Below are 20,728 nucleotides of genomic sequence, written 5' to 3' on the forward strand. Positions count from 1 at the left end.
CAGAGGTTCGCGGGGCCCCGCGCTAGTGACGGCGCGGGCCCCCGCTCGGGCCTTCATACGGGCGAAAAGCGCAGGTCAGCCACTACCCACGAAGATGACCAGCAGCAGCCAGACCACCGGCGCGGTGGGCAGCAGCGAGTCGAGCCGGTCCATGATTCCGCCGTGGCCTGGCAGCAGCGAGCCCATGTCCTTGATGCCGAGGTCCCGCTTGATCATGGACTCGCCGAGGTCGCCGAGGGTGGCGCTGACCGCGACCGCGAGGCCGAGCAGCAGCCCCTCCCACCAGGTGCCGTCCTTGATCATGAACTGCATGCACAGCGCGCCGGCCCCCATCGCGAAGGCCACCGCCCCGAACAGCCCTTCGCGGGTCTTGCCCGGGCTGATCCGCGGCGCGAGCTTGTTCTTGCCGAACTTCCAGCCGACGGCGTACGCGCCGGTGTCGCTGACCACGGTCAGCAGCAGGAAGGTGAGCACGCGCTGCGGGCCGTCGTCGGCGGCCAGCAGCATGGCGACGAAGGTCGCCAGGAAGGGCACGTAGAAGGCCGCGAAGACGCCGGCGGTGACATCGCGCAGGTAGTTGTCCGGCGGCTCGGTCATGCGCCATACGAGGACCGCGAGCGCGGTGAGCGCCATGGCGATCCAGGCGCCCTCGGCACCGCGCACATAGCCGGCGATGACCATGCCGGTGCCGCCGACCGCGAGCGGGATCAGCGGAACCCGGATGTCCTTCTTCTCCGCCAGCCGGGAGGTCAGCTCCCACAGTCCGACGACGACGGCGAGCACGATCACGCCGACGAACGCGGCCTTGACGATGAACAGCGTGGCGAAGACGACCACTCCGAGGCCCAGACCGACCCCTATCGCGGAGCCCAGATCCCGTCCCGCCCGCTTCTTCTCACGGGGTTTCGGCGGCTGCGCCTTCGCCGGTTCGTCCGGTTCCTGCGCCTGAGGGCCTGCGGGCACCGGCTCCTCCGGGTGGGGCTTGTAGCGAAACGGGGGGCCGCTCGGCCGAGCGGCCCCCCGGTCACGGTCGTCCTGGTCTCCGCCTGCGTCGGGCACGATGGGCATGGGCCGAGTCTGCGCCGCGTAGTCCTCGCCGTGCACAGGACCCGCCGAGACGGGCCCCTGGTCGGGCGGTCCCCATTGGCCGACGCGCGGTGGAGCCCCCCAGGAAGAGTCGTTCATCAGACCTCGAGCAGCTCGGCTTCCTTGTGCTTGAGCAGCTCGTCGACCTGAGCCGCGTACTTGTGGGTGGTGTCGTCGAGCTCCTTCTCCGCGCGGCGGCCCTCGTCCTCGCCCGTCTCGCCGTCCTTGACGAGCTTGTCGAAGGTCTCCTTGGCCTTGCGGCGGATGGCGCGAATCGAGATCTTCGCGTCCTCACCCTTGGTCCGGGCGACCTTGATGTAGTCGCGCCGGCGCTCTTCGGTGAGCTGCGGGAACGACACCCGGATGATGCTGCCGTCGTTCGACGGGTTGACGCCGAGGTCGGAATCGCGGATCGCCTGTTCGATGTTGCGCAGCGCGCTCTTGTCGAACGGGGTGATCACCGCCATCCGCGGCTCCGGCACGGCGAACGACGCGAGTTGGTTGATCGGCGTCAGTGCCCCGTAGTAGTCAGCCACGATCTTGTTGAACATCGCCGGGTGGGCACGACCGGTACGGATCGCGGCGAAGTCCTCCTTCGCGACCACGACGGCCTTCTCCATCTTTTCCTCGGCCTCGAGGAGGATCTCTTCGATCACGGCTTGCTCCCGATCTTGTGAATAAACGCAGACTCGCCCCTGCGCACATCTTCTCCTGCACGGTGTCCGACCGGCAGGCCATTGTCCATCCCCGTACCGAGGTCTTCCCCCGTACGGGAGTTGCCGACTTTATTACTCCGGAGGCGAGGCCCCGGAGCGCCGGCCGGCGCTCCGGGCGGCTCAGTCCCGGGTTCCCTGGTCGCTCACGAGCGTGCCGATCTTCTCACCCTTGACCGCACGCGCGATGTTGCCTTCGGTCAGCAACTCGAAGACGAGGATCGGCAGCTTGTTGTCACGGCACAGTGTGATCGCGGTGGCGTCGGCGACCTTGAGGTCGCGGGTCAGCACCTCGCTGTAGCCGAGCGCGTCGAACCGCACCGCGTCCGGGTTCTTCTTCGGGTCCGAGTCGTAGACCCCGTCCACGCCGTTCTTCCCCATCAGCAGCGCCTCCGCGTCGATCTCCAGAGCGCGCTGAGCGGCGGTCGTGTCCGTCGAGAAGTACGGCATGCCCATGCCCGCGCCGAAGATGACGACGCGGCCCTTCTCCAGGTGCCGTACGGCCCGCAGCGGGATGTACGGCTCCGCGACCTGCCCCATCGTGATGGCGGTCTGGACGCGGGAGTCGATGCCTTCCTTCTCCAGGAAGTCCTGGAGCGCGAGGCAGTTCATGACGGTGCCGAGCATGCCCATGTAGTCGGAGCGCGCCCGGTCCATGCCGCGCTGCTGAAGCTCCGCGCCGCGGAAGAAGTTGCCGCCGCCGATGACGACGGCGATCTGTGCCCCGTCCCGGACCACAGCGGCGATCTCCCGCGCCATTTTGTGCACGACGTCGGGATCGACGCCCAGGCCGCCGCCGCCGGCGAAAGCCTCGCCTGACAGCTTCAGCATGAACCGGTGGCGATTACCACCGTCAGCGCTCTTGTCGGCCTTTTCGGCGCCTTGATTCATTGGAGCTCTCCTCGTGCACATACGAAGACATACGAAGAAGGCCATTGCCGGTGGGTCCTGATCAGATCCCTGTGCGGCAATGGCCTCCTCGTCACATCTGCGGCCGGCCGGTGGACGGCCGGTCGCGTCCGACCCTAGCGGGGTCGTAGGTCAATCGGTGACGTGCTCAGACGCCGACGCGGAAACGGGCGAAGCGCTTGAGCGTGACGCCGGCCTCGTCCAGAACCTTCTTGACCGACTTCTTGCTGTCCTTGGCGAACGCCTGGTCGAGCAGAACGTTCTCCTTGAAGAAGCCGTTCACCCGGCCCTCGACGATCTTGGGGAGCGCGCCCTCGGGCTTGCCCTCCTCGCGCGCGGTCGCCTCGGCGACGCGGCGCTCGTTCTCGACGGTCTCGGCCGAGATGTCCTCGCGGGTGAGGAACTTCGGACCGAACGCGGCGATGTGCTGCGCGATGTCCTTGGCGATCTCGGCGTTCGGCGTGTCCAGCTCGACCAGCACACCGACCTGCGGGGGCAGGTCCGGGCTGGTGCGGTGCATGTACGCGGCGACGAAGCCGTCGGTGAACTGTGCGAAGCGGTCGAGAACGATCTTCTCGCCGAGCGTCGCGTTGGCCTCGTCCACGAACGCCTGGACCGTCTTGCCGGGCTCGATCTCGGACGCGCGCAGCGCATCGATGTCGGCCGGGGCGGTCTTGGCGACGTGGGCGGCGAGGGCGTCGGCGACGACGACGAATTTGTCACCCTTGGCGACGAAGTCGGTCTCGCACTTCAGCTCCAGCAGCACGCCGGCCTGGTTGTCCTCCGCGATGCGGGAGACGACGGCGCCGTTCTCGGCGTTGCGGCTCTCGCGCTTGGCCACGCCCTTCTGGCCCTTGACGCGAAGGATCTCGACGGCCTTGTCGACACTGCCCTCGGCCTCGTCCAGCGCCTTCTTGCAGTCCATCATTCCGGCGCCGGTGAGCTCACGGAGCTTCTTGACGTCAGCGGCGGTGGTGTTCGCCATGATCTGTCAATCTCTTCTCGGAAAGTCGTTGGATGTACGGGTGGACGGCGGGGGCTCCTGCCCCCGCCGTCCACCCGAACGAAAGGGTCGTCAGGCCTTGTCGGCGTCCGCGGCGGGCGCCTCGGCGACAGGGGCCTCGTCGGCCGGAGCGTCGGCGGCGGGGGCCTCGGCCGGAGCCTCAGCGGCCGGAGCCTCGGCGACAGCAGCCTCGGCTGCGGGGGCCTCGTCGGCCTCCTCGGCGTCGGCGACCTTCTCGGTCTCGGCGGAGGTCTGCACGTCACCTTCGGCGGCGGGCTCGTCGGCCTTCTTCTCGCCCTCAAGAAGGTCGCGCTCCCACTCGGCGAGCGGCTCGGCCTTCTCGGCACCCTTCGAACCACCGGTGGCGGCGGCCGAACGGGCGATGAGGCCCTCGGCGACCGCGTCGGCGATCACGCGGGTGAGCAGCGTGACGGAACGGATCGCGTCGTCGTTACCCGGGATCTTGTAGTCGACCTCGTCCGGGTCGCAGTTGGTGTCGAGGATCGCGACGACCGGGATGTGCAGCTTGCGCGCCTCGCCTACGGCGATGTGCTCCTTCTTGGTGTCCACGATCCAGACGGCGCTGGGCACCTTCTGCATCTCGCGGATACCACCGAGGGTCTTCTCCAGCTTGATCTTCTCGCGGGAGAGAACCAGGAGCTCCTTCTTCGTGAGGCCGGACGCGGCCACATCTCCGAAGTCGATGAGCTCGAGCTCCTTCAGGCGCTGCAGGCGCTTGTAGACGGTCGAGAAGTTGGTGAGCATGCCACCCAGCCAGCGCTGGTTGACGTACGGCATCCCGACGCGGGTCGCCTGCTCGGCGATGGCCTCCTGGGCCTGCTTCTTCGTACCGATGAACATGATGGAGCCGCCGTGGGCGACGGTCTCGCGGACGAACTCGTAGGCGCGGTCGATGTACGACAGCGACTGGAGCAGGTCAATGATGTAAATGCCGTTGCGCTCCGTGAAGATGAAACGCTTCATCTTCGGGTTCCAACGACGGGTCTGGTGACCGAAGTGGACGCCGCTTTCCAGCAGCTCCCGCATCGTGACGACGGCCATGGCCGCGCTCCTTGACATCTCGGTTCCACGGCTGCCGGGCGGCTGCCGTGCCTGACACCCCGACGCGCCTGCCACGGAGGACGCTCTCGCGAGAGTCGTTCCGCAGACCGAGGGACGCGGCCACCGTGCTGCCCGAAAGGGACTGATGCGGCAGTGGCGGGGCGTGCGAAGTCGATCCAGTCACCCGGATCGCCACCAGAAGTGTACGGGACCGGTGAAGCCCCAGGCGACACACATCTTTCGGCCACGGCCGGGTGATGGGGTTGTCCACAACCGACGAGTATTCCCCCGATCGCGACCATGATCCCCACGCATGCGCGCACTGCGTCACCGTCGTTCCATGCGTCGACGAGAGCGATTCACACGGCATGCGGCAGGGAGCGCGGCAGCGGTCGCGGTGGTGCTGACGGTGCTGGTGTTCGGGGCGGTCGGGATGACCGGGGTGGCTGGGGTGGTTGGAGTGCTCGGGCCACTGTGGCCGAGCGTTCCGGCGCGGGCTACGGATCTGACGGGGGTGGCTGAGCCGGCAGGACTGTCGGAGTCGGCCGGTCCGTCGGAGTCGGCCGGGCCGTACGTGGCCGTGGGCGACGGGACCGAGGAAGGGCAGCCGGAGGGGGCGGAGGAAGCGGAGAAGGAGGGCCGGGCCGGGATACCGGAGCGGGCCTGGCCCGTGACCGGAGCAGGGGGCCGTCGGCCGGTGATCGCGCGAGGCTGGGAGCCGCCGGCCACCCAATGGGCGGCCGGGCACCGCGGGGTGGACCTGACCGCCCGCGCCGGACAGCCGGTACGGGCCGCCGCCTCGGGGCGGGTGTCGTTCGCGGGGCGGGTCGGGCGCCGCGGGGTGCTGGCGATCGAGCTGTCCGGGACCGGCCGCCCACCGCTGCGCATCACCTACGAGCCGCTGCGGGCCTCCGTACGGAAGGGGGACCGGGTAACGGCCGGGCAGCCGGTCGGCGAGCTGACGGACGGCCCGTTCCACTGCCCGGCGGGCTGCCTGCACTGGGGACTGCTCCGCGCGGAGCGCTACCTGGACCCCTTGTCGCTGCTGCCCCCGGAGTCGCTGGGCGGCGGACCGTCCCGGCTGCTCCCGGTGTTCGGCGTTCCCGAGGGGGCGCCGGCAGGCGCTCCGGCCAGGCCGCCGCCGCGGGCTAGCAGGGCCGGCTGCGGACCCCGGACAGCGCCATCGAGACCGCCGCCTCGATGATCCCGTCCGGGTCCTCCGCCGCGCCGAGCTCAATGCGGCGGACGGCCGCGTCCACGACACCCTGCAACAGCATCGCGACCAGCCTGGGCTGCTCATGGCCGAGGCCGCCGAGCGCCTCGACGACCATGGCGATCAGACCGCCGTGCGCCGCCCGGATCTTCTCCCGGGCTCCGGCGTCCAGCTCCCCCGCCGAGATGGCGACGACGGCGCGGTGCCGCCGGTCGCCGACCAGCGCCAGTTGGCTCCGTACATACGCCTCGATCTTCGCTTCCGGTGTATCGGCCTGCTCCATGGCGTTCTCGACCTCGGTCGCCCAGACCGGGAAGTCCACGGCGCACAGCTCCTCGACGACCGCGGCGCGGGAGCGGAAATACTCATAGACGGAAGAGCGCGCCAGCCCGGTGCGCTCGGCGAGGGCGGGGAAGGTCAGCGCCTCCGTACCGCCCTCGGACAGCAAGGAGCGGGCGGCGTCCAACAGGGCGCCGCGTTGCATGGTCCGGTGCTCGGCCACTGAGGCCGCTCGAATCCTGGGCACCCGTCCACTCTACGGACGGACCGGCCGCGGCGGGACTCCGCACGGCTGCGAACATGGCGGCAGGGACGATTCAGCGACCGGCGTCGGCCAGTTTCGCCCGCAGTTGCAGGACGGACTTGGTGTGGATCTGGCTGACCCTGCTCTCGGTGACGCCCAGCACCTGGCCGATCTCGGCGAGCGTGAGTCCCTCGTAGTAGTAGAGGGTGACCACGGTCTTCTCGCGGTCCGGCAGGGTGTTGATCGCCCGCGCCAGCAGCCGCCGCAGCTCGCGCCCCTCCGCCACCTCGACGGGGTCGTCCGCCGCGGTGTCCTCCAGGGTGTCCATCAGGCTCAGCCGGTCGCCGCCCTCGCCCCCGACGTGCAGCAACTCCTCCAGGGCGACCACATTGGCCAGCGACAACTGGCTGAAAATGGCGTGGAGTTCCTCGACCGCGACGTCCATCTCCGCGGCCACCTCGGCCTCCGAGGGGGTACGGCGCAGCGCCGCCTCCAAAGTGGCGTAGGCGCGCTCGACCGCCCTGGCCTTCTGCCGGACGGAACGCGGAATCCAGTCCAGCGCGCGCAGTTCGTCGATCATCGCGCCGCGGATCCGGGTGATCGCGTACGTCTCGAACTTGATGGCCCGTTCGAGGTCGAACTTCTCGATCGCGTCGATGAGCCCGAAGACCCCCGAGGAGACGAAGTCCGCCTGCTCCACGTTGGGCGGCAGACCGACGCTGACCCGGCCGGCCACGTACTTCACCAGGGGTGAGTAGTGCAGGATCAGCTGCTCGCGCAACCGGCCGTCGCCCGTTGACTTGTACGACCGCCACAGCTCGTCGATCGAGGAGGGCGCGGCTGGGCGCACCGTACCGCGGGCAGCGGGCGGCGCTGCCGTGCGGTCTGACCCGGAGGTGTGCTGGGGCATTGGTCGCCTTGAGCCGTTCTGCCGAAGCGCGGGTGAGGGGGTGGGCCGGAACCCCTGCGAGCGTAGCGTGACTAGAGTATCGCTGTGTGTGAAGGGTTCCTGTTCGGGCGTGCCCCGGCGGGTCCGGCGGGCCTTCTCGCCGGCAGTCCGCGGCCGTCCCCGGCGCCGGTCCCCAGGAGCCGGACGCCGCCGCTCCACGCGGCCGCGCTCCTCACTTTTCCACCGGAACGGCCCAGGTCAGGGACCGCCCCGCCGGGCGTTCGCGGAAGGGCCGGGCGGTGCCGCCAACTGCCAACGCTCGCCGATTCGTTCGACGAAACCCAAGGACTGGAGCTCGTAGAGACGGTTGACGACCTCCTCCGGTCGTGTCCCCGACGCGCGCGCCACGTCACGGCCGGACACTCCTCCCCTGGCGGGCAGCGCCTCCAGAACCCGAGCCGCCGCCGGGTGCAGCAGATCCCGGGCTACCACCGGCCCGCTCCGTTCGGGCGCGAGGTCGCCGATGCTCCCGACCAGTTCGGCGACTTCGTCGGCGTCGGTGACCAGAACCGCCTCACCCCGCAGGAGTTCATGGACCCCGGCCGACAGGCCCGACGTCACAGGCCCCGGCACCCCCATCGTCGACCGGCCGAGCTCGCGGGCGTGGCGCGCGGTCACCAGCGAGCCACTGCGGTACTGCGCCTCGACCACGACCGTGCCCCTGGTCAGCGCGGCGATGACGCGGTTGCGCAGCACGAAGCGACTGCGGGTCGGGTGATCACCCGATGGCAACTCGGATACGACCAGACCCTGTTCGGCGATCCGTCCGATCAACTCGGCGTGACCTCGTGGGTAGGGGCTGTCGACGCCGGAGGCGAGGACGCAGATGGTGGCGCCGCCCGCGGCGAGCGCTCCTCTGTGGGCCGCCGCGTCCACCCCGTACGCCCCGCCGGATACGACCACCCAGCCGCGTTCGGCGAGCCCGGCCCCGAGGGTGGCCGCGACATGCGCGCCGTAGTCGGTGCAGGCCCTGGCGCCCACGACCGCGACCGAGCGCAGCGCCCATATCCGCAGCGAGGGCCGCCCGCGCACCCACAGCCCGATGGGGCGGGCGTCCCCCAGGTCGTCGAGTTGACCCGGCCATTCCCGGTCGCCGGGGCACACGAACCGTGCTCCCGCCTCGGCGGCGCCCGTGAGGTCGGCGCTCGGGTCGAGCCCGGTGGCGCGCAGCCGGTATCCGGCGATCCGTTCGGCGCTCGCCCCGTCCGGTGGCTCCCCCGGCCCGCTCAGCGCTCGCAGCAGCGCCGACGCCCCGCGCTGCCGTAGCCAGCGGCCCACCAGCTCGTCACCCGGCTCGACGATCCTGGTCAGCCCGGCCCGCGCCCAGCGGTCCGCTCCAGGACCGCTCGTGGCTCCGGTCATCGGCGCTCCGGTCATCGGCCGGCTCCCGCCGCGGCGACGGCACCTCTGTTGACGCCGGTGCGCAGTTGCAGGGCCCAGGTGATGTCGTGCTGGTCCGGCCGGTCGTGTCCGGCCAGGTCCGCGACGGTCCAGGCGACCCGCAGCACCCGGTCCAGCCCGCGGGCGGTGAGCTGCCCCCGCTCCATGTCCTGCTCGGCCGCTCGCAGAGCTCCGGGCGCCGGGCACCACCGGGTGCGCAGTTCGTGGCCGGGCACCTCGCTGTTCACGGTCCAGGGCGTGCCCTCGTAGCGGGCGGCGGCCCGCGCTCTGGCCTCCCGGACCCGGGCGGCGACGGTGGCCGTAGATTCCGGCCGCACTCCCCCTCCGGTCAGTTCGGCCCGGCTGACGGCCTCGACCCGGATTCTGAGGTCGACCCGGTCCAGCAGCGGTCCGGAGAGCCTGGCCTGGTAGCGCCGGATCATCGTGACGGTGCATTCGCAGCCCTCCCCCAGCAAGGAGTGCCGGCCGCACGGGCAGGGGTTCGCGGCGAGCAGCAGCAGAAAACGCGCCGGCATCCGCATCATCCCGGCCGAGCGGGCCACCACCACCTGGCCCGACTCCAGCGGCTGCCGCAGGGCGTCCAGCACCCGTCCGCTGAATTCCGGCGCCTCGTCGAGGAAGAGCACGCCGCGGTGGGCCAGTGAGACCGCACCGGGTCTCGGCATGCCGGTGCCACCGCCGATGAGCGAGGCCATCGTCGCCGAGTGGTGCGGGGAGCAGTACGGGGCCTCGTTCACCAGTGGTTGTCCCGGCGGGAGCGTCCCGGCGACCGAGTGCACCGCGGTGACTTCCAGCGCCTCCTTCGGGGTGAGCGGGGGCAGCAGTCCGGGCAGCCGCTCGGCGAGCATCGTTTTGCCCGCACCTGGCGGTCCCTTGAGGAAAAGGTGGTGCCCGCCGGCTGCCGCGATCTCCAGGGCGACGCGGGCGTCCGCCTGCCCCGCGACCTCGGCCAGGTCCGGCTGCCCCACGCCCCCGGCCCCCTTCGGGCCGGGAGTGCCGCCGAGGCACATCCCCGCGCCGGGAAGCTGCAGTCCCGCGAGCATCGGGTCCGGCCGACCCGCTTCGAGCAGTTCCCCTTCGTCCGGGACCGGTTCGTCGGCGAGTACGGCGATGAGCTGGCGCAGGCTTCGCACGCCGAGCACGGACACACCGGGGACGAGGGACGCCTCGGCGACCGTCTGCTCGGGTACGACGACCTGCCGGTAGCCGGCTTCGGCCGCGGCCAGCACCGCGGGCAGCACTCCGCGCACCGGTCGCACCCGGCCGTCGAGCCCCAGCTCTCCGAACAGCATCAGGTCGGCGATCTCGCGCGGGTCGATGCGCTCGGCCGCGCCGAGAACAGCGCAGGCCACAGCCAGATCGAAACCACTTCCACTTTTGGGGACCGACGCAGGGCTGAGCCCGACGGTGAGTTTCTTCTGTGGCCACTCGGCGCCGGAGTTCACGACGGCCGCGCGAACGCGGTCGCGGCTCTCGGTCAGGCTCTTGTCGGGCAGTCCGACGAGCGTGAAGTTGGCGACGCCCGGCTCCAGGTCCGCCTGGACCTCGACCACCACGCCCTCGACTCCGACGAGCGCGACCGAGCAGGTGCGGGCGAAGCCCATCAGAGCACCCCCCGCACATGCTCGACGCGTGCGGCGCCGCGGGCCGGGACGAGGACGCCGACGAGGTCGATCCGTACCCCGCCCGAAGGAGCGGCGCCGTGCTCCGCGAGCCAGTACTCCGCGAGTCTGCGCAGCCGGGCCGCCTTGCGCGGTGTGATGGCCGCCATCGGATGTTCGTATCCACCGGTTCTGCGGGTCTTGACCTCGCAGACGACCAGTGCGTCCCGGTCCCGCGCCACGATGTCGATCTCGCCGGCCCGGCACCGCCAGTTCCGTTCCACGACGGTCATCCCGGCGGCGGCGAGCCGTCGCGTCGCCAGATCCTCGCCGTAGCGGCCGAGTGCTCCTCGCCCGTTCATCGGCACCACCTCCGGAACCGACTGTGACGGCTCCGGAGGAATTCAGTGGATCTTGAGGAAAACGGTGGATAACTTCCGCCCGCCGACTCGCCCTACCCACCCATTGTGGATAACTCGGTCGCTCGTACGAGTGCGACCAGGAGTGGGGACGGCGCGAAGGCGGCGCGAGGAGGGAGCAACCGGGGCGCACGGCCGACAACCGCCCGGCGGACGTCTCGCGGACGCCCGGTGCGATCACATAACGCCCGGTGCGGTCAGGTGCTGAACCCCGTCTCGCCCGACGCCAGATCGAGGTCGTTCTTGCTGAGCTCCTCGATATTCACGTCCTTGAATGTCAGGACCCGCACTTGCTTCACGAAGCGAGCGGGCCGGTACATGTCCCACACCCAGGCATCCGCCATGGACACCTCGAAGAACACCTCACCCTGGACGGAGTGCACCTGCATCTCATAGTCGTTGGTGAGGTAAAAACGCCGCTCGGTCTCGATCACGTATTTGAACAGACCGACGACATCGCGGTACTCCCGGTAGAGCTTCAGCTCCATCTCGGTCTCGTACTTCTCGAGGTCCTCGGCGCTCATGGCATGTTCCCCTTCAGCCGTGCGTCCCCCCATTGTGCGTCAGACGCGCTCAGTCTCCAGGAGCACTGGCGAACCCGGGGGACCGTCGTCGAGCAGCGTGCGCAGCAACTCGGCGAGCCTGGTCGGATACACCGTCTCATGCGACGCGGACAGTTCAGCGGAAGTCCACCACCGCAGCCCCGCGACACTGCGCCGCTCCAGCTCGGTGTGGCCGGTGGTGCTGGTGCCGGTACGGGTGGTGCGGCCGAGGAAGTAGGACTCGTCCTGGTCCCAGCGCCGGCCGTCGAAGGGGAAGGAACAGGTCCGCCGCCAGAGCTCGGGCCCCAGCTCCGCGTCTGTGATCCCGGTCTCCTCCGCGAGCTCCCGGCGCGCCGCCTCCAGCAGGCTCTCCCCGGCTTCGACCCCGCCGCCGGGCGTGAACCACCACCGGCTGGCCGGGTCGTCCGGTTCGAAGCCGTGCATCAGCAGGATGCGGTCGTCGGGGTCCAGCAGGACCACCCGCGCGACCCTGCGAAGCTCCTCAGCCACCGGCCGCTCCCCTTTCCCGCACCGGGCTGCCGTCCTGGGCCCGGCCGCCGCCCCGCCCCGCGCCTCGTCGCCCCGCGCGCCGTCGCGCGATCGGCCCGTAGGCAGCGCCGCCGAGGATCAGCAGCGCACCCAGCACGACCGATACGAAGATCAGCCGCAGCGGTCCCGGTTGCGAGACCCCGCCTGGCAGCGACTCGAAGGACGCCGGGCGGTCGGTCAGCCCGAAGTTGCCCAGCGGCCATGCGATGGCGTCCACGCGCGCGTTCACCGAGCCACGCGGCACCGAGCCCTTGTCCCCGTCGGCGAGGTGCACCCGGGAGTCCTGCGAGGTGTCCCGGTGGTCGCCCAGCAGAAAGAGCTGGTCCCCGGGCACGGTCGCCTTGAAGCCCGTCGGCGAGGCCGGTCCCTTGGCCCGCAGATACGGTTCCTCGACCGGATCGCCATTGACCGTCAGCCGGCCGTCCTGATCGCAGCAGGTGACCTTGTCGCCGCCGACCCCGACGACCCGCTTGACCATCGGCACGTCGCCCCACACCGCGTCGGTGAAGACCACGACGTCGCCGCGCCGCACCTCGGCACCGTCTATTCGCTGCGCGAGCACCCGGTCCCCGGCGCCCACGGTCGGCGCCATCGAGTCGGTCGGCACGGTGTACGGCTGGTACAGCACCGCGCCCCATACGAAACCGCCCAGGAAAAGCACACAGCCGACGGCCACGGCCAGCCCGGACAATCTGTCGCCCAGCCGGCCGTGGCCGTCGTCGGTACGTCCCGCTCCGCTCATCCCAGCGCTCCCGCTCCGCGTAGAAGATCACGTTCCATATGCCTCTGCGGCATGCGAACGCACCCTACCCGGCGGTACGGACGGGGGTCAGCTGTCCTGCCGCGCCTTGTCGATCAGCGACGCGCCGTCGGTCGACCGCGCTTTGTCGGTCAGCCGACGCCTGCGCCACAGCACCAGCGGCACCGCGCCCACGAACCCGAGCGCTGCCGGACCAGCGGCGGCCGCGGCGTTCAGCCCCGGCTGCTCGAAGGTGTCCGGCACCGGGAGGGTGCCCCAGCGGTTGATCGGCCAGGCCTTGACGAACGCCCGTCCGACGACCTCGTCCACCGAGACCGTGCCGTTGCCAGGAAGCTCCTGGTGGTAGCGCGAGTCCAGCGAGTTCTGCCGGTGGTCGCCCATCACCCAGATACGGCCCTCGGGAACCTTGATCGGCCCGAACGCCCGGTCACCGCAAGCGGTGTTGCCGGGGAAGAGGTACGGCTCGTCGAGCGCCTTGCCGTTGACCTTCACCGGACCGGTGTTCTTGCACTCCACCGTGTCGCCGCCGACCGCGATGACCCGCTTGATCAGGTCCTTCTCCTCGGCCGACGGCATCAGCCCGATGAAGCTGAGCGCCTTTTGAATACCGGATGCGATCGCGCCGGAGTCGGCGGTGTCGGTCTCGCCGAGCCAGCCGCCCGGGTCGTGGAACACCACGACCTCGCCCCGCTCCGGCTCCGAGCCGAACCACGGGGTCAGTTTGTCCACCAGCACCCGGTCGCCCCGCTGCAGGGTGTCCTGCATCGAGTCGGACGGGATCGAGAACGCCTGTACGAGGAAGGTTTTGATGAGCAACGCCAGGACGAGCGCGATCCCGATGAGGATCGGCAGCTCCTTCCAGAAGGAGCGCGGCTTCTTGCCTGTCACGCGGGTGCTGCCTTCCTCCGCCTCAGAGGGGCCTTCGATTCCCTCGGGCTCTTCCGGGCCATCCGTTTCGGACCGCGCGTCGACCGCCACGTCCCCCACATCCACTCCTCATTCCACGCCACCGCCTGACCGAGACCCGGTACAGGCCCACCACTCCCATAACGAGCGGGAGTTCCGCAGGGGTCGGAAGCGGGATCGTTCCTTGTGTTTCTTGGGAAAACTCTTGCGAAGGCTTGGCTCGGGACACCGCGCCGGCCGGGCTTCCCGCGGCCGCGTCCGGCACCGAGGCGAACGTCTCCGGCTCCTCCAGGCGCCGCCAGTGCCCGAACGGCCAGGCGATCACCACAGCCCGGCCCACCACCATGTCCTCCGAGATCGTCCCACGGTACGGCTCATCCAGGTGGTAACGCGAGTCGGCCGAGTTGGACCGATGATCACCCATCACGAAGATCCGTCCGCTGGGCACCTTCACGGTGAACTTCAGCTTCGAGGGCGGGTTTCCCGGGTTGACGTACGGCTCCGTCAGCGGAACGCCGTTGACGGTGATCCTGCCGCCCTTGTCGCAGCACTTCACCGTGTCGCCGCCGACCCCGATCACCCGCTTGATGAGGTCCTGCTCGTCCGCCGAGGGCAGCAGTCCGATGAAGGTCATGAGCTCCTTGACCTGCTTGACCACCACCGGGTCGGACCCGAGCGTGCTCTTCTCGTCGTCGAGCCAGCCGCCCGGATCCTTGAAGACCACCACGTCGCCGCGCTGCGGCTCGGAGCCGAACCAGGGCGTCAGCTTGTCGACCAGCACCCGGTCGCCGATCCTGATCGTCTGCTCCATCGAGCCGGACGGGATCACGAACGCCTGTACCAGAAAGGTCTTCAGCACCAGCGCGATCAGCAGCGCCACGCCTATGAGGATCGGCACTTCCTTCATCGCGGAACGACGACGCCGACGCTTGACCCGGCGGGCGACGCGGCGACGCTCGGCCCGCCCGCCGCGCAGCCGCCCCGCGCTCGGCTCGTCCACCGCGACCGGCGACCGACCCCGGCTACCCACGGGAGCCCACCGGGTCGGGTTCGAACAGATGGGGTTCGGACGTGTCGGGGACGCGGCCGAAGCCGGCGGGGCGCTCCAGCGAGGTCCAGTGGCCGAACGGCCAGCCGATCCAGTCGGCCCGCCCGATGACCCGCTCCACCGGGACCATGCCGCCGCCCGGCTCGCCGAGGTGGTCGCGGGAGTCGCTGGAGTCGGAGCGGTGATCGCCCATCATCCACAGGGTGCCCTGCGGCACCACGATGTCGAAGGGCACCGCGGACGGAGCGTCCCCGGGGTGGAGGTAGTCCTCCCGCACCGGCCGGCCGTTCACCTTGACCCGCCCCCGCTTGTCGCAGCAGGTGACCCGGTCACCGCCGACTCCGATCACACGCTTGATGTAGTCGGTCTCGGCCGGCTCCGCCAGGCCGACGGCGGCAGCGCCCGCACGCAGCAGGCCGGTCACCGGATTGCCGGCCGGCCCGGCCTGGACGAAGGAGTCGGTCCCGTCGAAGACGACCACGTCCCCACGCCGGGGCCGCCCGCCGAAGTCGTACGCCAGTTTGTTCACCAGGACCCGGTCTCCCACCCGCAGGGTGTTCTCCATCGATCCGCTCGGGATCAGGAACGGTTGCACCACGAAGGCGCTGACCAGCAACATGGCCGCCACGCTCGCCCCCGCGAGCAGCCCGGTCCGCCGCCAGGAGCCGGCCGGCGGAAAACGCACGAAGCGCGACCACTGTCCCGGTCCCTGGTCGGGGACGGGAGAGCGGTCGCGCTCCGAAGGTCGTGCATCGGTGTCCATCGAACCCAGAGCCTATCCGGCCGGGAGTGGACTGCCGCAGTTAGCTCAGTTGTCGCGCTTCTCCTTGATCTTCGCCTTCTTGCCGCGAAGCTCACGAAGGAAGTACAGCTTGGCGCGGCGGACGTCACCGCGGGTCACGACCTCGATCTTCTCGACGATCGGGGTGTGCACCGGGAAAGTGCGCTCGACACCGACGCTGAAGCTGACCTTGCGGACGGAGAAGGTCTCCCGCACGCCGGCGCCCTGGCGGCGGATGACAACGCCCTTGAACTGCTGCACACGAGAGCGGCTGCCCTCGACGACCCGGACGTGCACGTTGACCGTGTCGCCGGGGCGGAACGCCGGAATGTCGGTGCGCATCGACTCATTGTCGACGTTGTCAAGAAGGTTCATACCGTCTGCTTTCTTCGCTGACGCCACAGGTCATCAGCGGAATATCGTGATGAGGTCTCAGGATGCCACTGCGTCGGGTGAACGACGTTCCCCCTGTGGCAGGGGCGCTCGCCGCACGTAGGGCAGCGGCCTATTCTTCCACGGCGGGTACCGAGCGCCCAAATCGGCCGTCCGGCAGCTCCTCCCAGCCCAGTGCGGCCAGGATTGCGCGGTCGTGCTTGTCCAGCGCGGCCGGATCGCAGCGCTCGATCAGGTCCGGCCGATTGTCCGTCGTACGCCGGAACGCCTCGTCCCTGCGCCAGCGCGCGACCTTGCCATGGTGACCGCTGATCAGCACATCGGGAATGCCACGCTCGCGCCACTGCGGGGGCTTCGTGTAGACGGGCCCCTCCAGCAGATCCGCCATCGGGCCGGGCGCGAAGGAGTCGTCCCGGTGCGACTCCGCGTTGCCGAGCACGCCGGGCAGCAGCCGGGCCACCGCTTCGGTGATCACCAGCACCGCGGCCTCGCCGCCGGCCAGCACGTAGTCGCCGATCGAGACCTCGTGCACGGCGTCCTCGCCCAGCCGGTCGGCGTACTCGTCGATGACCCGGCGGTCGATGCCCTCGTAGCGCGCCGGCGCGAAGACCAGCCAGGGGCGCTCGGACAACTCGACCGCGAGCTGCTGGGTGAAGGGACGGCCGCTGGGGGTCGGGACCACCAGCGTCGGCTTCGACCCGTCCGTACCGGACTCGATGACCGAATCCAGCGCCTCACCCCAGGGCTCGGGCTTCATGACCATGCCCGGGCCGCCGCCGTACGGGCTGTCGTCCACCGTGTTGTGCCGGTCGTGCGTCCACTCGCGCAGGTCGTGCACGCGTACGTCGAGCTGACCGCGGGCGCGCGCCTTGCCGACCAGCGAGACGTTCAGCGGTTCCAGGTACTCGGGGAAGATCGTTACGACGTCGAGCCGCATTACGCGTCTTTCTCCGGAGCGGCGGGCCGCACCGGGGCGTCGGCCTTCTGCGGCTCGTCGCTGTTCTCCGGCTCGGCGCTGTGCTCCGGCCCGGCGGCCTTCTCCGAGCTGTCGGCCTTCGGCGACTCGTCAGCCTCTTCGGCGTCCCGCGCGCTGGCGACCTCGGCTTCGCTCTCGTCGATCAGGCCCGGCGGCGGGTCGATGACCGCCCGCTGCTCCTCCAGGTCGATCTCCGGCACGATCTCGGAGACGAAGGGGATCATCACTTCGCTGCCGTCGGGCCGCTTGACGATCAGCAGGTCGTGGTACGGCAGGTGCGAGACCTCGGCGATCCGGCCGACCTCGACACCGTCGACCGTCACCACGTCGAGGTCGATCAGCTGGTGGTCGTAGAACTCCTCGGGGTCGTCCGGGACGTCCTCCGGGTCGACCTCCGCGATGAGGAGCGTGTTCCGCAGCGCCTCGGCGCCCGACCGGTCCTTCACGCCCTCGAAGCGCAACATCAGCCGGCCGCTGTGCACCCGGCCGGTCTCGATGGTCAGCGGCCCGGTCGAGGCCGGTTCCGTGGCCAGTACGGCGCCCGGCCCGAGCCGCAGTTCCGGCTCATCCGTACGTACCTCGACCGATACCTCGCCCTTGATGCCGTGGGCGCGGCCGATCCTCGCGACTACCAGCTGCACTGCTTGCTCTCCTGCTCTCGTGCTGCTCCGGACGAACGGGAACGGGCCGGGGACGGCTCGCGCCGTACCCCGGCCCGTGCCGGTGCTCTATCGCTTCTCAGCGGGCCTGATCCACGTCGACGAGGTCGACTCGGATACCGCGGCCGCCGATGGCGCCCACGACGGTACGCAAGGCGCGTGCGGTGCGGCCGTTGCGGCCGATCACCTTACCGAGGTCGTCGGGGTGAACCCGGACCTCCAGTACACGCCCGCGGCGCAGAGTTCGCGAAGCGACCTCTACGTCGTCGGGGTTGTCGACAATGCCCTTCACCAGATGCTCGAGGGCCTCCTCGAGCATCCTCAGGCCTCGGTCGGCTCGGCGGACTCAGCTGCCGGGGCTGCCTCGTCCACCTTCTTCTCGCTCTTCTTCGCCTTGGGGGTGATTGCCTCACCCTTCGGCTCGTTGCCGGAGTCCTTGGCCGCGGCCTCGAAGAGGACCCGCTTGTCGGTCTTGGGCTCGGCAACGCGCACGGGGGGCGGGGCCGGCAGACCCTTGTACTTCTGCCAGTCACCGGTGACCTTGAGGATGGCCAGGACCGGCTCGGTCGGCTGTGCGCCGACACTCAGCCAGTACTGAGCACGCTCAGTGTCGACCTCGATGCGCGAAGGGTTCTGTACCGGGTGGTACAGGCCGATCTCCTCGATGGCCCGGCCGTCGCGGCGGGTACGGGAGTCGGCGATGACGATGCGGTAGTGAGGCGAACGGATCTTGCCCAGACGCTTCAGCTTGATCTTGACTGCCACGGGAGTGGTGTCTCCTGGTCTATGACGTGATTGAGCACTGCGAATTCCACGTGGGGTTGTGGAGCCGAGTGCTCGATGGACGCGCCAGCCGAGGGAGAGAGGGGCCCGTGACGGCTGTCGAGTGCTCAGCGATCCATTCTGCCACACCGCACCGGGGGTGCCGCACGTCAGGGGATGGATCGGGCGCTGGGGCCAGGTGGCGCTTCAGGCGATGGCGACCACCTCGGGGATCCGGAACGGCTTGCCACAACCACCGCACACGATGGGCGCCTGCGCGAGAACGGACGGGACGACCCGGACATTACGTCCGCAATCGCACACCGCCTTCACTCGGACCCCGCCGCCGGACGAGCCGTGCCGTGCGGCAGGCCCCCGGAAGCTGCGGGCCGTATCGGCCGTCGTCGCCGCGGTGTGCGCCTTGAGTGCGCGCTGCAGTCGCTCGATGGTCGGCCGATAGCGCTTTCTGGCCTCGGGATTGAGCGTGACGAGCGAGAAGCCACTGCTGGGATGCGGCTCCTCGGCATGGTCCAGCCCCAACTCCTCGGCGATCGCCAGGAATCTGCGGTTGTGGTAGCGGCCGGCGCGCGAGGTGTCACGGACGCCGCGGGAAGCGGCGATTCCATGGACGGCCTCGTGCAACAGCCGTTCGAAGGAGAGCTCGGCGCCACAGGCGGACGAGGACTCTCCGATAAGCGATTCGGGCGCGGCAAGATCCGGCAGCTCGGGGTGGTGCCGTTGAATGTCGGCCCACGCCTGTGCCAGTTCTGCGGCGAGAACAGGTGGTGTCGTGCTCACGTCGTGATAACGAGCCGGAGTGGCCAGGTGTTCCGATAACGGGCCATCCCAAATAATTTGCACGTACCAGTCAGTTCGTACTGATGCATCCCGACGAGGGGCGGGTGCGCAGATCTGTGGAGGAGCCAGGCACGCCGTACCAAGCCGGTCCGTACCCCCGCGTACGCCCCCACGGCCGGAAAACCTCATCCCGCCGCCGGACGGACGTCTGCCGCCGCCCTGAGCGCGGCCTCAGTAGGCGCGGGCGACGACCGCGACGGTACCCGGAGCGTCGTCCGAGCTGGGGACGGAACCGTCCTCGGCGATCAGGCAGCGCACCGTCACGGCCTGCTTGGCCAGCTCGGCCTCGCCCTCCGGGCCCAGATCCGCCCACGGAACCCGCGCCCAGCCGCCGCCGGCCGCCGCCTCCGCGGCCTCCGCGACGGTCCGTACGTCCGAAGTGCGGGACTCACGGCGCTCACGGGACTCCGTCAGCAACTGCGCCTGGTCCTCTTCGAGGATTCCGGGCAGCAGCGCGGCCAGTTCGTCGACGCGCACCGGCTCCTTGCCGCCGGGAATCCGGCGGGCCAGCATCGCGGTGCCGTTCTCCAGGTCGCGCGGTCCGACCTCGACGCGGACCGGGACGCCCTTGAGTTCCCAGTCGACCGCCCGGCGGCCGAAGGGGGTGTCGATCCGGTCGTCGACCTGCACCCGGATGCCGGCGGCCTTGAGTGCGGCGCCGATCTCACGGACCTTGGCGACCGCCTCGTCGCCCTTGATGGCCAGCACGACGACCTGGACGGCGGCCAGCCGCGGCGGGACCCGCAGTCCGCTGTCGTCGCCGTGCGACATGATCAGGCCGCCGACCATCCGGGTGGAGACACCCCAGGAGGTCTGCCAGACCAACTCCTGCTTGCCCTCCTTGGAGAGGTAGCTGGTGTTGAACGCCTTGGCGAAGTTCTGACCGAGTTCGTGGCTCGTCCCCAGTTGCAGCGCCTTGCCGTCGCGCATCATGCCCTCCAGGGTGAGGGTGTTGATGGCGCCCGCGAAGCGCTCTTTAGGGGTCTTACGGCCCAGCAGTACGTCGATGCCCAGGACGTTCACCAGGAAGTCGGCGTACACGTCCTGGTGGATGCGGGCCGCGTACGCCCGCGCGTCCTCACGGGTGGCGTGCGCCGTGTGCCCCTCCTGCCAGAGGAACTCGCTGGTGCGCAGGAAAACGCGCGGACGCATCTCCCAGCGCACCACGTTCGCCCACTGGTTGATCAGCAGCGGCAGGTCGCGGTAGCTCTGCACCCACTTGGAGAAGTACTCGTTGACGATCGACTCGGACGTGGGACGGATCACGACCGGCTCGTCGAGCTCCTTGCCGCCGCCGTGCGTGACGACCGCGAGCTCAGGGGCGAAGCCCTCCACGTGCTCGGCTTCCCTCGTCAGGTACGACTGCGGGATCAGCAGCGGGAAGTACGCGTTCTGGGCGCCGGCGTCCTTGATCCGGGCGTCCATCTCCTGCTGCATCCGCTCCCAGAGCCCGTACCCGTACGGACGGATGACCATCGTGCCGCGCACCGGACCGTTGTCGGCCAGCTCGGCTTTGTTGATCAAGTCCTGGTACCAGCGGGGGAAGTCGTCCGCCTGGGGAGTGAGAACGGGAGCCTTTGCCATGGCGCAGATGGTACGGCGGGGGCGCGTGCAA

At 69.9% G+C, this 20,728-nt stretch carries 24 protein-coding genes; 1 reads left to right on the forward strand and 23 read right to left on the reverse strand.

Annotated elements, in window-relative coordinates; translation table 11 throughout:
* Window positions 1–75 precede the first annotated feature (75 nt).
* The 5 genes from QMK28_RS17365 to rpsB all read right to left on the reverse strand — a co-directional run bounded on the left by QMK28_RS17365 (window position 76) and on the right by rpsB (window position 4,773).
* The gene (locus QMK28_RS17365; RefSeq protein ID WP_326438878.1) at window positions 76–1,185 is read right to left on the reverse strand and encodes a phosphatidate cytidylyltransferase; all 1,110 of its coding nucleotides are present in this window, start codon (window positions 1,183–1,185) and stop codon (window positions 76–78) included.
* Complete coding sequence (gene frr / locus QMK28_RS17370; RefSeq protein WP_326438880.1) at window positions 1,185–1,742, reverse strand: ribosome recycling factor; 558 nt, start codon at window positions 1,740–1,742, stop codon at window positions 1,185–1,187. Before frr ends, QMK28_RS17365 begins: the two co-directional genes overlap by 1 nt.
* Window positions 1,743–1,922: 180 nt before the next feature.
* Window positions 1,923–2,690 (reverse strand): UMP kinase, encoded by a 768-nt coding sequence (pyrH, locus tag QMK28_RS17375; RefSeq protein WP_326438882.1) that lies wholly within the window; start codon window positions 2,688–2,690, stop codon window positions 1,923–1,925.
* A gap of 166 nt (window positions 2,691–2,856) precedes the next feature.
* Window positions 2,857–3,693, reverse strand: coding sequence for a translation elongation factor Ts (tsf, locus tag QMK28_RS17380; RefSeq protein ID WP_326438884.1), 837 nt, complete (start codon window positions 3,691–3,693; stop codon window positions 2,857–2,859).
* Window positions 3,694–3,783: 90 nt separating this feature from the next.
* A complete protein-coding gene (gene rpsB / locus QMK28_RS17385) occupies window positions 3,784–4,773 on the reverse strand; it encodes a 30S ribosomal protein S2 (protein ID WP_326438886.1) in 990 nt (329 codons plus the stop codon).
* A gap of 514 nt (window positions 4,774–5,287) precedes the next feature.
* Here rpsB and QMK28_RS17390 point away from each other — a divergent pair.
* The gene (locus QMK28_RS17390; RefSeq protein ID WP_326438888.1) at window positions 5,288–5,977 is read left to right on the forward strand and encodes a M23 family metallopeptidase; all 690 of its coding nucleotides are present in this window, start codon (window positions 5,288–5,290) and stop codon (window positions 5,975–5,977) included.
* On the opposite strand, the gene QMK28_RS17395 is transcribed toward QMK28_RS17390, so the two are convergent.
* The 18 genes from QMK28_RS17395 to proS form a co-directional block, all read right to left on the reverse strand.
* Entirely contained in the window at window positions 5,922–6,470 is a 549-nt protein-coding gene (locus QMK28_RS17395) for a TetR/AcrR family transcriptional regulator (protein ID WP_326438951.1), read from the reverse strand. The two genes, QMK28_RS17390 and QMK28_RS17395, sit on opposite strands and share 56 nt — an antisense overlap.
* A 112-nt stretch (window positions 6,471–6,582) precedes the next feature.
* The gene (gene whiG, locus QMK28_RS17400; protein WP_326438890.1) at window positions 6,583–7,419 is read right to left on the reverse strand and encodes an RNA polymerase sigma factor WhiG; all 837 of its coding nucleotides are present in this window, start codon (window positions 7,417–7,419) and stop codon (window positions 6,583–6,585) included.
* Between the two features lie 237 nt (window positions 7,420–7,656).
* Entirely contained in the window at window positions 7,657–8,820 is a 1,164-nt protein-coding gene (dprA, locus tag QMK28_RS17405) for a DNA-processing protein DprA (RefSeq protein ID WP_326438892.1), read from the reverse strand.
* A gap of 11 nt (window positions 8,821–8,831) precedes the next feature.
* Window positions 8,832–10,463, reverse strand: a complete 1,632-nt coding sequence (locus QMK28_RS17410; protein ID WP_326438894.1) for a YifB family Mg chelatase-like AAA ATPase — start codon at window positions 10,461–10,463, stop codon at window positions 8,832–8,834.
* Window positions 10,463–10,822, reverse strand: a complete 360-nt coding sequence (locus QMK28_RS17415) for a YraN family protein (RefSeq protein WP_326438896.1) — start codon at window positions 10,820–10,822, stop codon at window positions 10,463–10,465. Before QMK28_RS17415 ends, QMK28_RS17410 begins: the two co-directional genes overlap by 1 nt.
* A 254-nt stretch (window positions 10,823–11,076) precedes the next feature.
* Window positions 11,077–11,403, reverse strand: coding sequence for a DUF2469 domain-containing protein (locus QMK28_RS17420; protein ID WP_326438898.1), 327 nt, complete (start codon window positions 11,401–11,403; stop codon window positions 11,077–11,079).
* 39 nt (window positions 11,404–11,442) lie between these two features.
* Window positions 11,443–11,931 carry an NUDIX hydrolase gene (locus QMK28_RS17425; protein WP_326438900.1) on the reverse strand — a complete coding sequence of 163 codons (489 nt, stop codon included), beginning with the start codon at window positions 11,929–11,931 and terminating at the stop codon, window positions 11,443–11,445.
* Window positions 11,924–12,712 carry a signal peptidase I gene (gene lepB, locus QMK28_RS17430; RefSeq protein ID WP_326438901.1) on the reverse strand — a complete coding sequence of 263 codons (789 nt, stop codon included), beginning with the start codon at window positions 12,710–12,712 and terminating at the stop codon, window positions 11,924–11,926. The genes QMK28_RS17425 and lepB (QMK28_RS17430) overlap by 8 nt, the downstream gene beginning before the upstream one ends.
* Before the next feature lie 87 nt (window positions 12,713–12,799).
* The gene (gene lepB / locus QMK28_RS17435; RefSeq protein ID WP_443050754.1) at window positions 12,800–13,657 is read right to left on the reverse strand and encodes a signal peptidase I; all 858 of its coding nucleotides are present in this window, start codon (window positions 13,655–13,657) and stop codon (window positions 12,800–12,802) included.
* Window positions 13,641–14,666 (reverse strand): signal peptidase I, encoded by a 1,026-nt coding sequence (lepB, locus tag QMK28_RS17440; RefSeq protein WP_443050752.1) that lies wholly within the window; start codon window positions 14,664–14,666, stop codon window positions 13,641–13,643. The genes lepB (QMK28_RS17435) and lepB (QMK28_RS17440) overlap by 17 nt, the downstream gene beginning before the upstream one ends.
* A complete protein-coding gene (lepB, locus tag QMK28_RS17445) occupies window positions 14,659–15,447 on the reverse strand; it encodes a signal peptidase I (RefSeq protein ID WP_326438902.1) in 789 nt (262 codons plus the stop codon). The genes lepB (QMK28_RS17440) and lepB (QMK28_RS17445) overlap by 8 nt, the downstream gene beginning before the upstream one ends.
* A gap of 45 nt (window positions 15,448–15,492) precedes the next feature.
* Complete coding sequence (gene rplS / locus QMK28_RS17450) at window positions 15,493–15,840, reverse strand: 50S ribosomal protein L19 (protein WP_326438903.1); 348 nt, start codon at window positions 15,838–15,840, stop codon at window positions 15,493–15,495.
* A 130-nt stretch (window positions 15,841–15,970) separates the two neighbouring features.
* Window positions 15,971–16,795: a tRNA (guanosine(37)-N1)-methyltransferase TrmD gene (trmD, locus tag QMK28_RS17455; protein WP_326438904.1), complete on the reverse strand. Its 825-nt coding sequence runs from the start codon at window positions 16,793–16,795 to the stop codon at window positions 15,971–15,973.
* A complete protein-coding gene (rimM, locus tag QMK28_RS17460; RefSeq protein ID WP_326438905.1) occupies window positions 16,795–17,475 on the reverse strand; it encodes a ribosome maturation factor RimM in 681 nt (226 codons plus the stop codon). Before rimM ends, trmD begins: the two co-directional genes overlap by 1 nt.
* 97 nt (window positions 17,476–17,572) lie before the next feature.
* A complete protein-coding gene (locus tag QMK28_RS17465; RefSeq protein ID WP_326438906.1) occupies window positions 17,573–17,812 on the reverse strand; it encodes an RNA-binding protein in 240 nt (79 codons plus the stop codon).
* Window positions 17,813–17,814: 2 nt separating this feature from the next.
* Window positions 17,815–18,258 carry a 30S ribosomal protein S16 gene (rpsP, locus tag QMK28_RS17470; RefSeq protein ID WP_326438907.1) on the reverse strand — a complete coding sequence of 148 codons (444 nt, stop codon included), beginning with the start codon at window positions 18,256–18,258 and terminating at the stop codon, window positions 17,815–17,817.
* Between the two features lie 204 nt (window positions 18,259–18,462).
* Window positions 18,463–19,053: a hypothetical protein gene (locus QMK28_RS17475; RefSeq protein WP_326438908.1), complete on the reverse strand. Its 591-nt coding sequence runs from the start codon at window positions 19,051–19,053 to the stop codon at window positions 18,463–18,465.
* A 231-nt stretch (window positions 19,054–19,284) separates the two neighbouring features.
* Window positions 19,285–20,697 (reverse strand): proline--tRNA ligase, encoded by a 1,413-nt coding sequence (gene proS, locus QMK28_RS17480; RefSeq protein WP_326438910.1) that lies wholly within the window; start codon window positions 20,695–20,697, stop codon window positions 19,285–19,287.
* Between the last annotated feature and the right edge of the window lie 31 nt (window positions 20,698–20,728).

Source organism: Streptomyces sp. H27-D2 (genome assembly GCF_035828615.1).
GTDB lineage: Bacteria > Actinomycetota > Actinomycetes > Streptomycetales > Streptomycetaceae > Streptomyces.